Genomic DNA, 14,394 nt, shown 5'->3' on the forward strand with positions numbered 1-14,394 from the left:
ATCGAAAGTCACGACGCCTTCCGCGACACCGATTTCCCGATCAATCATACCCAGCTCAGATCGAGAGCATCGTTCGTCAACAGTGACAGATCGGTAAGCGTGTCCTCCTCCTCGCGATTCGAATCGTCTGCGAACAAGCCGCTAATCACCCCGTCAACGACGTCTTGATGAGATTCGCGATCGCCGGCCCAAGAAGTCCCCGCCAGCGTTCCCGCGTCCGGCTCCCCTAAGGCCACCCCTTCAGAAGCAACCGTTCTCTCGCCGAGATTCGGTGACACATAGGTTTGCAATGGCACCGCAAGCTCCGCCGCCTCAGCGGACACGCCTCCCACCACCACAGCACCTTCGGAATCGGCGAGCTGACGACGATTCAGTTCATTGATCACAATCAACGCATCGAGCGCCGAAGTCGCTCCGTCTTGGTTAACATCGAAGAGTGAACCATTTGCCACCGGCTCACCTTCTCCAGCGGACGCCCGGTTCAGCTGATTGATGATCACCAGAGCGTCCAACGCAGTCGTTTGACTGTCACCGTTGGTGTCTGTGGGTTGCAGAAAATTCGTTGTCGCTGTCATCGTGAATGCGTCGCTGCCTGCTGTCGAGCGGACGGAGTAGATCCGGTCGCTCGTTTGTGCTTCGAAGATGATCGCATACATTCCGCCCGCGCTCACCGTGGCTTGGGCGACACCGCCCACGTACTCGCTGACCTGTTGGACGTTGCCATCGACCAAACGGATGGTTTCACTTACCGATGCAAATCCAACGGACGTGACCGTGATCGTGCCGGTTGCGTGCGCGGCGAACAGGATTGCTGTCCGCACACTACTGGCCGGAATGATGTGGGGACGGACCACATACGCCGGTGAAAAGATCTGGGCCGGAATCACGGGCGCCTCGTCGGTGTCCTGATTGGTCACGACGATGTCCGAACTCCCAACCGCTGCATAGTCAGGGTCTTCGCTCGATACGGTGAGCGTCACCTGAACCGATTGATCGCCGTCAACGCTGTCATCAGCCACGCCTGACACGGTGAACGATTGCGCAACGTCCCAGTTGCTCGGGGTGAACGTGAGCGAGCTGGTCGTCAGGGAAACCTCGCCGGTGTCACTGCTGGAGATGGCAACGGTAACGTTCGCAGTGGGTTGACTGGTCAGGGACACATTGACCGTATCGCTGGTCCCGTCCTCGTTGACCGATGTCGATCCGCCAGATTCGATCACGATCAATCCAGCTGCAGCCGCGGCCGCCGAAACACTGACGGTTGCACTGCTGACGCCGGTCGCTCCGTCATCGTCGGTCACTTGCACGCCGACGGTAAACGTTCCCGTCGTGGTGGAGGTGAAGGAGGTCGTCACACCCACCGCGTCGTCGTATTGGCCATCGTTATCGAGGTCCCAAGCGTACGAGACGATCGTGCCATCGCTGTCAGTGGATCCGGCTGCCGTTAGCGTGATCGGGACATCGACCAGGCCGCTGTAGGGGCCTGCTGCGTCCGCGGTCGGTGCGACGTTCGTGGTGGTGTCGTTCACATTGGCGGCGCCCGGCGTGGCCGTCGTCATCGAAACAAACGCATCACTTCCGTCGGGGAATCGCCCGTACGAAACGTCCGTGACTTGCGCATCAAAGACGACCGAGTCGATCAGGGTGGCGCCATCGGTGTGGTACAGCCCAATTTCTTCGCCGCCGGTGGACAATTTAAAGGTTGCGTGGTTGTCACCTTGTTCGGTGTCTCCATCGGCCCACACGATCAAATAGCCGCCCGCAGCAATGGTGGTTCCCGTAGCAAACTGCCACTGAGTCGGATCGGCCAAATCATCCGTCATGTACATCCCACCGAGGTCAATCGCTTCGGTGCCCGGGTTGTAGAGTTCGACCCAGTCGTCGAACTCACCCGCCGCGTCGGGATCTTCGATCGTGGCGTCGTTGTCCGCCATGAACTCATTGATGTACAGCACCACGGGTGTGACAGCAGCGGATGAAACGGTCACGGTTGCATTGCTGACGCCGGTCGCTCCGGCATCGTCGGTCACTTGGACGCCGACGGTATACGTTCCCACCGTGGTGGAGGTGAGCGAGGTCGTCACACCCACCGCGTCGTCGTATTGGCCGTCGTTATCGAGGTCCCAAGCGTACGAGACGATCGTGCCATCGCTGTCAGTGGATCCGGCTGCCGTTAGCGTGATCGGAACATCGACCTGGCCGCTGTAGGGGCCTGCTGCGTCGGCGGTCGGTGCGAGGTTCGTGGTGGTGTCGTTCACGTTGGCGGCGCCAGGCGTGGCCGTCGTCATCGAAACAAACGTATCACTTCCGTCGGGGAATCGCCCGTACGAAATGTCGGTGACTTGAGCATCAAAGACGATCGAGTCGATCAGGGTGGCGCCATCGGTGTGGTACAGCCCAATTTCTTCGCCGCCGGTGGACAATTTGAATGTTGCATGGTTGTCACCTTGTTCGGTGTCTCCATCGGCCCACACGATCAAATAGCCGCCCGCAGCAATGGTGGTTCCCGTAGCAAACTGCCACTGAGTCGGATCGGCCAAATCATCCGTCATCGACATCCCACCGAGGTCGATCGCTTCGGTGCCCGGGTTGTAGAGTTCGACCCAGTCGTCGAACTCACCCGCCGCGTCGGGATCTTCGATCGTGGCGTCGTTGTCCGCCATGAACTCATTGATGTACAGCACCACGGGTGTGACGGGATCGACGACGAGCACACTGGCGAGATTAGCGATTCCAAACGTGGGCTGGTCGGTCGTTTCCAAGTCACCTTCGCCATCAGGCACACGAGCGAGTGACGTATCCTCAGCCATCGCAGCGTCGTAGGTAACGGTATCAATCACAGTGACACCGTCGGTCAATTGCAGCGTGCCGCCCGTGGCACTGAGCGAGAAACTCGTGTGGTTGGATCCTTCGCCCGCCTCGCCGTCGATCCACAGCGTTAGAAACTCGCCATCGTCGAGGCTACCCGACGGCATCGACCACTTCGTCAGATCATCAACATCATCGGTGAGATACAACCCCGAAACATCGACCAAACCAGGCCCGTAGTTGTAGATTTCGACCCAGGGATCAAAATCACCCGACTCATCTTGGGCCGTCGTCACGTTGACGGACATCAACTCATTGAGACGCAGGTCGGACGTCGAAGCATACGTGTCTAATTCGGCGTCGAGGTACTGTGCACGCGTATCGATAAACGAGGCCAATCCGTAGATCGTTCCCATTCCCGATGAGACATCGCTCGTCAAGTTTTGTTCAAACTGCGCCGTCGTGTACTGCTTGTTCGGATCCGCCGCGACATCATCGCGAATCACATTGGCTAGTTCGTTGATTCGAGAGGTCGCCGACGTGCTATCAAATCCTTCGCGAAGCATCTCGGCCAGGTCGCGTAGGTAGTCATCGCTATACTCGTCGACGGCCCATAGGTTCTCCATCAATGGGCGTGACTCTTCAGCGCCAACAGCAACACCATCAGTGGGAACACCATCAGTGGGAACACCATCAGTGGGAACACCATCAACCGGGACTCCACCGACAGGCGGTCCACCAACAGGCGGCCCGCCATCAACAGGGATCCCATCGACGGGAGGCCCATCACCTCCGAGGCCACCCCCTGGCCCTCCGGTCGTCGTCGCGACCGGCAGCCAGAACGGATCGAGTTCTTGCAGATCTTCGCCGGGAGTTACGAACAGACTGAATCGCCCGAAGGACTCATTCGCATCCCACAGGATATGCGTGAACTGCCCCGAATCATCACGATCATACAGATAGTAGTTGTGAGCCGATCCATTGTACGAATCGAGGTTCGCAAACAAATTATTGATCGCGAGCGATGCCAACGTATCGTCGACATCCAACAACGGTTCGATGGCTGCTGGTAAGTCTGCGGCGGACGTGTTATTGAGGACATCGATGAGCTCAACCAAGTCGGAATAGTCGTTCGCCGTCTCGTTCGTTTTCAGTTGATAGTTGGCCTCGTAAGCGACAGGATCATCACCCAAGTACGTCAAGTCCGACCCGAAATCGGCATTGGGATCGTCGGCATCATCCGACGCGGCACCCTTGAAAAGGTTGCCGTCTTCGTCGCTGCCGAACCTGGTTTGCACATATGTTTTGTCGACTTGCTCGACGGCCGTGTAGACGCCAAACAGTTCGCCATTGATCGTGACGTTGGTATGGACCGCTCGGCTGGCACCTTCCACGAAGTTCGACGCAAAGTCATAGAGCAACTTTTCCCGTAGCATCGTCGGGTCGTTGTAGTTGTTGTTCAGGTTCAGCTTTTTCAAACCGAGGTAAGTCAGGCTGTCATTGGTCTCATCGAACTCGTCGAAGTCAATTTTCAGCGACTTTTTGATGCCGGTACCGGTGAACGACGAATTGCCTTTGAATCGCACGCCGACGTTTTCCATCGTGACGCCGTCGATCGTCACGTCAGCGGCAAAATAGGGATCAGCGGAATCGTTGGCGTGCGAATCGAGCAGCACGTCGTACCAATCGCTGTTCTCAAAGGTGATCGAAACCTCATGGACGAAGCTGTCGTCGAAGAACGCGGCCGCATCGTCAGCGACTTCGGCGTGAGTCCAAGCGGATTGGCCGTCCGCAATCGATTCGCCTGCGGCGACGGACACCCCAGCACTGACCGTACTGACTTCGGCCGTTATGTCATCGGAGACCTCCAACAGCGAGTCGCCATGCAGCATCCGGCGCTCCTCGAACAACTGAAGGCATAGTACTCGACGCTTGTTTTGACGTGAATGATTGGCTCGCCGTGAGATCATGTCGTGCATTCGGTTCGTTGGAAGCTGAGTAGCGAAAGGCATCAGGACTTTCGGCCAGCGGGACGGTAGGGAGTCGCGGAGGTCGTGGAGGTCGTGGAGACCTTCGATCCTGCTCAACGAAACTCTCGACGAGTTCCGCTACGATGGATCGGTCATACGCAAACGCCGGCCTTCTCTATGCGTGCTTCCACAGCCCATTGGGCCAACGAACTCTTTTTTAAATGGTTATTTGAGTTTGCTGGCCCGAAACCGCAGCCCACGACGCATGAGAAACTATGGCGGAACGGCGAGTCAAACCCGCTCTCCCACTGCGGAATCTCCAGGCGTTTCGCCGTCTACCGATCCATCACCCGCGAAAGTTTTGATGACTTCCGCTACGTTTCCCCACAAAAGGCCCTCCCATGAAACGAAAGCTCGTTCTCGCCTGCTCGGCCGGTGCGGCCAGCGTGATCGCCATGATCGCGATCGCGCAAGGACCACCGCCGCCGCGACTGCATAAGATCACCGAGAAAGGGGTTCTAAGACCGCTGCCCGCAACTTCGACGCCACCGGTGAAAAACGAAGTCACCATCGAAATCGTCGGCGACGAGCGGATCATTCGATCCAACGGCATCCCCAATCACCAAACAGGCAGGTTTCCCAACCGAGGAAATCCCAACTCGATCACCGCTCAGAGCCACGAATACCGCGTGCCGGCCAACCCCAAGATCGCCGACAGAGTGTCGCCGATGCACGGCGAGTTCGGGGTCGCGATCAACGGTGTGCCGTTTGATCCGGGTGCTGCCGAGTTCTACGACGGCGAACCGGGCTGGCAATATGAACCGCTGTCCGGTGCCGTGGCCCTTGGCATCGATGTTTCTCATGCCCACGTTCAACCGAACGGCAAGTATCACTACCACGGGTTGCCAACCGGCCTGATCGACAGTGTCAAAGTTGAGTCGGGCAAGCATTCGCCACTGATCGGCTGGGCCGCTGACGGGTTCCCCATTTACGCGGTGTATGGATACAGCGATCCAAACGACCCCGATTCGAGTATCCAAAAACTCACATCGAGCTACCAGTTGATCAAAGGCTCTCGACCGGGTGGCAATGCGCCAGGCGGCGAATACGACGGTACGTTTGTGCGTGACTATGAATACGTCGCGGGCAGTGGTGACTTGGACGAGTGCAATGGACGATCATGCGTGACGCCGGAGTTCCCCGAAGGCACCTACGCGTACTTCATGACCGAAGAATGGCCCGTCGTGCCACGCAACTATCGCGGTACGCCGTCGGAAGATTTCCGGCATGGCCCCCGGCCCGGCGGGACACGTCCCGGTCTGGCGGGCAACCGTGGTCCTGGACATGGCCCCGGCGGATCACCACACCCCGGCGGACCACCACGCCCCGGCGGCCCACCACGCCCCGGTGAAGTATTGCCTTCCTTTGTTCAGGAGTCACTGAACTTGAGCACCAGCCAAACCAAGCAACTCGCCGCCCTCCAAAGTTTAGTCGATGAACGACTCGAGAAAGTTTTGACGGAGGAACAACGTCAGCAACTGCTGAACGTCGGGCCACCCGGCGGCGGACCCGCGGGTGAATACGCATCGCCCGGTGGGCTTCCGGAAAGAGATCGACGTGACATAGATCCACGTGAAAATGGGCCTCCCGGAGGTCCCGGTGGAGCCCGCGGACGAGGCCCTGGTGGGCCTGGAAGAGGCGGACCTCCGGGCGGTGGCCCGCCCACGCCCGGTGAAATCCTGCCTTCGTTCGTGAAGGAATCACTGAACCTGACCGCCAAACAAACTCGTCAAATCGACGCCTTGCAAAAAAACGTCTTCACGAGACTGCAGCGTATCCTGACGAGCGACCAGCAACAGCAGTTACGTCGCGGCGGACCTCCCGGTGGACGTTCCAGCGAAAATGGATCTACTCGGCGCGGACGACCTGAGTAAGCGACCACGAGACAACAAACGGCGTCGAACCCAAGGATGCAATCGTCGCGAGTCGGTGGACGCCACTTTCTGGCGAACGCAACGACTCGCCTGATTCATCTGCTGCCGCGACGCGTTTATCTCTTGTTCGTACCGGAAGTCGTCAAGACTTTCTGCCCCCCATCCCATGGGTTCCACAGTTTCGATACTCGTCCCGAATGCGCATGCCCCTTCGCCGCTTCCAATATTCCTTTTAGGCACCCCCATGAGATCACTGATTCTGGCGTCCCTCCCGTTTTTCGTAACCTTCATCACCGCGTCGGCTGATGACTGGCCCGCGTTCCTGGGACCGAACGGGTCCGCTCATTCCACTCAAACCGTACCGACGACTTGGAGCGAGTCTGAAAACTTGGTTTGGAAAGTGAATCTGCCCGGCAGCGGTTCCTCCAGTCCAATTGTGGTCGGCGATCAAGTCATCGTGACCTGCTACGTTTCCGGCGACGCGGCCAAACGGCAAGTCGTCAGCTTCGATAAGAACACGGGAGAGCAACAGTGGTCGGTCGACTTTCCAATCGACTATCGCGAAGATACCTACCAGGGTTACATCACCGAACACGGTTACGCCAGCAACACCCCGGTGACTGACGGGGAGAACGTGTACGTGTTCCTCGGCAAGGGCGGCGTGCATTCGATCTCCCTTGCCGGCGAGACGAACTGGAGTCGCGACGTCGGCAAAGGCAGCAGCAATCGACACTGGGGATCGGCCTCTAGCCCAGTGCTTTACGGAGACAAGTTATTCGTCAACGCGGCCGAAGAAGCCAAGGCCATGTTCTGCTTTGACAAAAATTCAGGCGAGGAATTGTGGCGAACCGATGCCGACATGCTTGAACTGACCTATGGGACGCCACGCATCGTCAGGCCGGACAACGCGGACGTGGAATTGGTAATCAGTGTGCCCGGTGAAATCTGGGCACTCAATCCAGATACTGGCAAACTCAATTGGTACGCCAGCACGCCCATGACCGGCAACGTGACGCCCTCGATCATCGTGGACGAGGATACGCTCTACAGCTTCGGCGGCTATCGGGCCTCGGGTAGCATCGCCGTCAAAGCGCGCGGCGGAACGGCGAACCCCAAAGACATCACCGACTCCAACGTTCTGTGGACGAACCAATCCAGTTCCTACGTCGCGACCCCCTTGCTTCATGAAGATCGCTTTTACTGGATCGACGACCGGGGCATCGCCTACTGCACATCGGCGAAAAATGGCGAGGTGATCTACCGCGAGCGTGCCCGCAATCTCGAAAGTGGTCGGCCCGTCTACGCTTCCCCCATTTTGATTGGACAACACATCTACATCGTCACTCGACGCAGTGGCACGATCGTGTTCTCGCCCGGTGAATCGTTCACGCCCGAGTCTCAAAACAAGTTTGCAAGTGATGAAACCGACTTCAACGCGTCACCAGCGGTGAGCGACGGCAAGCTCTATCTACGCAGCGATCAATCGCTCTATTGCATCGGTAGCCAATGAAGGCGCATCCGGAAACGCCGGTTCGATCGCTGGCGTCGAGACCGCAACCGTCGCCACCGTTTCCACGACAGACCCGGACCTAGAAAGCACTGACACCCCAGGTTGCACCACCGAAGAACAAGGAATACTTGGTTTTAAACGGAAATCACCGGGACAGTTCCAAGGGCAGCACCGCCGATGTGACCGATGAAACCTCTTGGTATGCCGCTGGAGCACCGGTGCCCACGCGGCAAACAGAACGCCTGAGTCGCATCTGCTTAGTTCCAGTTTTGCACTTTCCGCATGCTATCCGGCGAGCGTCGCCAGGAACGTGAGCAGACGTCTGGAATTATCGTCGGGTGTCGCAGCGAGCGACACCCCCGATAATTTCTCTTCCCAGGATTTGCGGCGTAGCGTCGTGAGCATGTCCGCGAAGCTCGGTTCAGACTTCCAGTGGTACCAAGGTCGATTCGGAAACTGGAGTTCCTCGTGGCCTTCGGTCGCGAACCACAGGATCGACAGGCTGTACAGGAACATCGCCATCGGAGCGGTTCGTTCGACCGCTTTGGGAGTGCGGTTCGCCGGATCTTCTAGTCCGAGATGTTGCTTGCAATCGAAGTGCGTCACTTCAATCGACCAACGTTGCGAGAAGATCGAAAGAATTTCCTGGGGCTTCATCGACACGTCGGTGCAGTAAAAGATTCGTGTCGGCCGCTGACCCACGGTGTCTTGCGAGAGCACCAGGCGAAGCAGTCGGTCGTTGCCGGCTTTGTAGTACAGTCCCGTGCGAGTTTTCACCCGCAGCGATCCGTGCAGCCCGTATTGATCGTAGTGGAGCGTTTGCCAACGTGAACTGTCCTGCTCCCAAGCAGCGGCATCTTTCAACCGCTCACCTTTCTTACGGCGAGGCCCACGACGGACGGTTGTTTCTTGAGGGGCCGGTGAGTAGAGCGCCGCCTTGGCATGAACTGGGCCAATCAACTCAAAGTTCTCAGGCAACTTCGACAGCACGCTCTTGCCGCTGTAAAGACTGTCGACGACGAGAATGAACTGGCGATCTGGGAACCATGCAGCAACCATGGCCACCATCTCAGCCATCAGTTCAGGCCGTGTTTTATGGGCTTTTGGATCGGGTTTGTTTTTCTTCTTGGCGTTCTCAGCTGCCTTCTTCTTAGCTGCTGCGGCTTGCTTGGCCTGCTTGGATGCGGCACGCACCTGCGCGGCGGTGGGATTCTTCTTGCGTTTGCCTTTCCCTTTGGCGAGCCCCTGGCGATTGCGATAGAGCCTCATGCAAATCGGCAGAGAAAAGACTTTCGTCGGTGCCCACCATGGATGAGCAATCACGATGCACAGGTCCACCCAATCGTGCCCCCAGTGACAAATTTTCTTGGACTTCGACGAACTCAACGCATCGTGGTGCATTCCAGCACCAAAGATCCCCAGGCCGCGTTTACGACAGAGGGTGTCATCCCCCGAAAGCACGATCGTGGCATCGGCACCGATCAAGTTGTTCAGGATCAACTGGGCCAACAGTTTCCAGAGATGATCGATGTCCCAAGCCGCTTGCGAGAAGAAGCGGTGGTAATCAGAGAAATGCCCGTTGCCAACGGAGTCGCTGGAAATAATCAGATCGGTGACATAGCGATGTCGGGCTGACAGAATCCAGCCGGTCATCAACAGGCGAAACGTTTGGAAGCTGGGAGCGGTGAAAGCTGGGGAGAACGTGCGTAGCAGAGTCTCGAACGAACTGGTAAGTTCCATGGTGGGCGGCTTCCGTGCCAAAGGATTTGAAAGTTTGAAGGTTCAAATCTCATTGGAACGGGCCGCCTTTTTCGTGCCAATATCAGTTAGCAAAAAGTGCAAAACTGGAACTTAGGATACCATGAACAATAAGTGACGAGTTTACCATAGTGGATCTTGTTAAAGATCCTGGTCTGGATGGATCTTTGACAAGATCCACTACGCCAGTTATTGATCCCGCGTTCCTTACAGACTCTCTGCCAGCTCGTTCAAATCCTTGACAACATAGTCAGGCCTGGCGACGTTCGGATACAGAGTCTTACCCGGTCGTGCAATGAATGCTGTTTGCAGTCCGACATTCTTCGCCCCCGCCAAATCCCATGCATGGGCGGCAACCATCAACACTTCGTCGGGTTCGACACCGAGATCTGTGAGTACCATACGGTAGGTGTCAGGGTGCGGTTTGTATTTCTTGATGCTCTCGACGGTGTATCGCTTTTCAAACAGGTCGGTCAAACCAGCGTTTTTGAACTGAGTCTCCACTCCGACGGCCGACGAGTTGGTCAAGCTGACGATGCGGAACCCGTCGTTCTTGAGCTTCCGAATCGCTTCGACAACGTCGGGATGCGGTGGCAACGAACGAAGCGGTGTGACGATGGCCTGTTTGGCATCTTCGTACTCAAGGTCAATACCTTGCGTCTCGGCGACCATCATTAACGCGGCGACTCCGATCTCTCCAAAACCGTGGTAGTTGTCGCTGAGCGTCTCCACTAGCGAGTAGTGAAGCATCGTGGAGAACCAGAGCGGCAACAAATCCTCTCGCCCATTGAGCGCCTTGCCGACAGAAATTTTCAACGGAGCAAGATCCAGTAACGTTTCGTTGACGTCAAAGATGATGACCTTTGGTCGTGGCATGGCTTCCTCCGACTTGAGATCGGAATTGGGCTGCGGCCGCAAAGTGGAAACTTGCGAATGCGCGGTGCTGCCCCCCACACTCACCGTAAAAACGAGAAGTGTGAGGAGGATGTGCCTGACGTTCATATAGGGTTCTCTTACGGTGTGACTAAACGGTGCGCAGCCAAACGGCGATTTCAATCGGCGGCCTGACGCGTCGCAAACCGTTTCGCGGGCGACATGTCTTGTTCTCAGTATTGGGCGCTGCCAGGCAAATGGCAATCGTTTCTGAAATGCCAACAACGGAACATCCGGCGACGATTTCGCCTTCGCAACCCTTCGAGATGATGCGGACTCGCTTGGTGTGATCCCATTTGCCGATAGGCGTTCGACCCGGCTAGCGCGTGAAACGCGAAACATTTCGAAAACCGCGGCAAACACCCATCGGCGAATTCCATACGGAAACTTCCGCATCGGTGGTTAGCAGCCTTGAAGTGCTGTGCCCCTGTGTGCTGTGCCCCTCTAAGCTCTATCCGTCTGTACAAAATTCGGCGAAAACGAATGTGACGATGGCGTCCATCGAGCGAGATGGACTGTCATCGCTAGGCTGGCGTGGCGGGTTCCACTAACCTGAGGCTTTCCAAGCCTCTTTCATTTGACGCCCCGTTCCATGCAAACACCGATCTTGATTGGCTGGTCCCATGTCAGTTGACAATGCACCTCCCCGTCCGATGGGGCGTCCTCGCGAGTTTGATCGTGACGAGACGTTGCTCGCGATCGTCGATCTATTTTGGCGATTGGGTTACCACGAAACCAGTTTTCGGGAGATGGAAGCCGCTACGGGCGAGGGACGCCAGAGTTTGGTCAACGCGTTCGGCGATAAGGCCGCTATCTTCCACAAAGCCCTGCTGTGCTACATCGCTCATCGTGTGAATGAGATCGTGGAAATACTGCGTGGCGATGGCGATCCGCTGGTGCGTGTGAACCGTGTTCTTCAGCGTTGGGAAGCCGATGCCAAGGTTTCAGATCGCCGGGGATGCTTGCTGGTGAACACAGGCGGCGAGATTGGCCCGAAAGATGCTGCTATTGCTGAAGTCATGTCCAAAGCGACGCAGAGTTTAGTGGATGAGTTTACCAGGACGTACCAACAAGCAATCGACAGCAACGCGATCCCGAAGAGCCCATCGGCAAAGATGCTCGCTCGACTGACCGTTGCCACTGCTGACGGAGCCTTGTTGCACTCGCGCGTCAGTGGTCGTTCGGTGGCAACGAAACAGGCGCTGGCGACTCTCTCGGAACTCATCTTTCGTCGTTGACGTGGCGATCAAGCTGAGCGGCGTGATCCGCTCGCGATGGAAGGACAATGCCGGGAGTTGCCTGGCGGATGCTCGACGCCGTCGTACATTCACATATTGACCGACCATTCAACAAGTCATCCCTAACCCATGACGGAGTCCCTTATGAACGTTCAAGATTTCCGAAAACGTCAACAAACCCTTTCGCTCGACGGTGTAATCGATGAGCCACTGACGGTGGCCTACACCGATGTGGGTGCCGGTGAACCGCTGTTGTTGCTGCATGGGATACCAACCTGGTCGTTTCTCTTCCACGATGTCATCGACACGCTGGCGAAGCACTATCGAGTGATCGCACCAGACATGATCGGCTACGGATACTCCGACCGCCGCGATCACTTCGATCGCTCTATCGAAGTGCAAGCCGACTTTGTGGAGCGGTTTCTGGAGGCGATCGATGTCGAGAGCGCCCATTTCGTTGCTCATGACATTGGCGGCGGTGTCGCGATGATACTGGCCGATCGCAACCCAGAATTGGTCCGATCGATGGTGCTATCCAATAGCGTCGCCTACGACAGTTGGCCTGTCGACGAGATGCTCGCAATGGGGCACCCTCGCAACGCCAAACTCTCCTCTGAGGAGATGACCGGCAAGCTCGTCGAGAGTTTCCAATTCGGCCTTTCTCGGCCAGAACGTTTAACGGACGAATTCAAAGAGGGGATTGTGGCGCCGTACCAAGACCGTGAAGGAATCGTCAGTTTGGTCCGTAATGCGGCAAGCTTGAACACGAACCACACCACACCTTTGACCGGTCGGCTCGGAGAGATGCAGCAGCCCACGTTGCTGCTATGGGGCGTCGACGATCGTTGGCAACCATTCTCAACCGCCGAGAACCTGGTGCGTGACATGCCCAACGCCAAACTGCACCCCATGGAAAATTGCTCGCATTGGGTCCCTCAGGACAACCCCGAAGAATTCACACGAGCAACCCTCGAATTCTTGCAAGCAACTCCCGTCGCGGTCTGACTCAATCGTCGGGCCGCTACGATGCCGAACACGCGGTCGACTTCGAGACGAGCGGAAAATTGTAGCCGAACGCTCCGCGGTCGGAATCGATCGACCGCGGAGCGTTCGGCCACAATTTCAGACCGTAATTTTCCGCTCGTTCCCTCGCCGAAGTTCAACCGATATCGATGCGATCAGCTGAACTGCTTTTGCATCGCATCGAGGAACGGCTGGAACTGATCCGCTGGCAATTGGTTGATTCCCGCTGCGGCCTTTCGTCCGCCGCCGGTCGGGAATTGTCGGCATAGGTCGTCGGCACCAGACTTGGTTTCCAGCGGTGCACGGACGCTGACCAAGTATTCGCCCGATGGCAGCAAGCTGGCTAACGCGTGGGCGCGCTGCGGGTTGTCGCGAGCCAATTGGTTGCTGTAGACACCGCTGACGCGACGCGAGAACGATTCATTTGGGAACAAGAACACGGCGCACCGCTCTGTTTCCAGCACCGGATCGATCGAACCGGCCCGCGTCATGTCGCTCTCGTACCCATCATGCAGTGTTTGAAAGGTCGTGTCGGACGTGATGAACTCGAACGGATCCGCGTAGGGCTGGACCTTGCGATACAAATCATCCGGCGAAAAGTAAAGGTCCGCGATCGTGCTTCCATAGCCGTTGTAGTTCAGCAGTGTGCCGAGCGTTTCGAGCTGTTCTAGCTGCGATTCATTCAACTCAAGCGGGGCCGCAGCGGCCCGGGCCGCTGCGTGCAGGTTGTCGCCGAACAAGGCGGTCACGGCCCATGGAAGATATGCACCATCCAGGAACCGATTGACCAACAGCCCCGTGCAAACGTCACCAGCGGTATCAATATGCGCGGTGAGGTTTGAGGAATCGGGGAGTTCACCAGCGAAATGGTGGTCGAAATACGCGACCTCAACGCCACCATCGAGCAGACGGGTGAGATCCTCTCGGTTTTTGTCCAGCGAAATGTCGAGCACCGTCGCCGTATCGCCCGACTGTGCGTGGACACGCTTGAGGAGATTAATGTCTCGCTTGACACCGGTGACTAACGTGCTTTCACGTGGCTGGGCCAGACGAAGCTGATGGAGAGCACAAATCCCATCCGCATCACCGTTAAAAACATCAAAATGAGGCACGCCTAACTCCTGTGAGCACGATCGGAAAAACGTAAATGTAACCTCGCGAAGGCAAACGGAAAACAGACGATCAAACGCCCCCCCGCCAACCCAAACAGCCAGCGATTC

At 57.1% G+C, this 14,394-nt stretch carries 8 protein-coding genes; 4 read left to right on the plus strand and 4 right to left on the minus strand.

Annotated features, from left to right (window positions below; all coding sequences use genetic code 11):
* Positions 1 to 44 precede the first annotated feature (44 nt).
* A complete protein-coding gene (locus SH410x_RS16590) occupies positions 45 to 4,820 on the minus strand; it encodes a CotH kinase family protein (protein WP_473669012.1) in 4,776 nt (1,591 codons plus the stop codon).
* A gap of 359 nt (positions 4,821 to 5,179) precedes the next feature.
* Between SH410x_RS16590 and SH410x_RS16595 the strand changes: the two genes are divergently transcribed.
* Positions 5,180 to 6,712 (plus strand): YHYH protein, encoded by a 1,533-nt coding sequence (locus SH410x_RS16595; protein WP_473669014.1) that lies wholly within the window; start codon positions 5,180 to 5,182, stop codon positions 6,710 to 6,712.
* Positions 6,713 to 6,956: 244 nt separating this feature from the next.
* Entirely contained in the window at positions 6,957 to 8,222 is a 1,266-nt protein-coding gene (locus tag SH410x_RS16600) for an outer membrane protein assembly factor BamB family protein (protein WP_473669016.1), read from the plus strand.
* A gap of 285 nt (positions 8,223 to 8,507) precedes the next feature.
* Here the strand turns inward: SH410x_RS16600 and SH410x_RS16605 are convergent, their stop codons facing one another.
* Together SH410x_RS16605 and SH410x_RS16610 are read right to left on the minus strand one after the other, a co-directional pair.
* Positions 8,508 to 9,962 carry an IS701 family transposase gene (locus SH410x_RS16605; RefSeq protein WP_473669018.1) on the minus strand — a complete coding sequence of 485 codons (1,455 nt, stop codon included), beginning with the start codon at positions 9,960 to 9,962 and terminating at the stop codon, positions 8,508 to 8,510.
* Positions 9,963 to 10,187: 225 nt separating this feature from the next.
* Positions 10,188 to 10,856, minus strand: a complete 669-nt coding sequence (locus tag SH410x_RS16610) for a haloacid dehalogenase type II (protein WP_473669020.1) — start codon at positions 10,854 to 10,856, stop codon at positions 10,188 to 10,190.
* A gap of 680 nt (positions 10,857 to 11,536) precedes the next feature.
* Here SH410x_RS16610 and SH410x_RS16615 point away from each other — a divergent pair.
* On the plus strand, positions 11,537 to 12,151 hold the full coding sequence (locus SH410x_RS16615; protein WP_473669022.1) for a TetR/AcrR family transcriptional regulator: 615 nt from the start codon (positions 11,537 to 11,539) through the stop codon (positions 12,149 to 12,151).
* 144 nt (positions 12,152 to 12,295) lie between these two features.
* Positions 12,296 to 13,156: an alpha/beta fold hydrolase gene (locus tag SH410x_RS16620; protein WP_473669024.1), complete on the plus strand. Its 861-nt coding sequence runs from the start codon at positions 12,296 to 12,298 to the stop codon at positions 13,154 to 13,156.
* Between the two features lie 173 nt (positions 13,157 to 13,329).
* On the opposite strand, the gene SH410x_RS16625 is transcribed toward SH410x_RS16620, so the two are convergent.
* Positions 13,330 to 14,286, minus strand: a complete 957-nt coding sequence (locus tag SH410x_RS16625) for an acetyltransferase (RefSeq protein ID WP_473669026.1) — start codon at positions 14,284 to 14,286, stop codon at positions 13,330 to 13,332.
* Positions 14,287 to 14,394: the final 108 nt, after the last annotated feature.

The sequence above is a fragment of the Rhodopirellula sp. SH410 genome, from assembly GCF_055811895.1.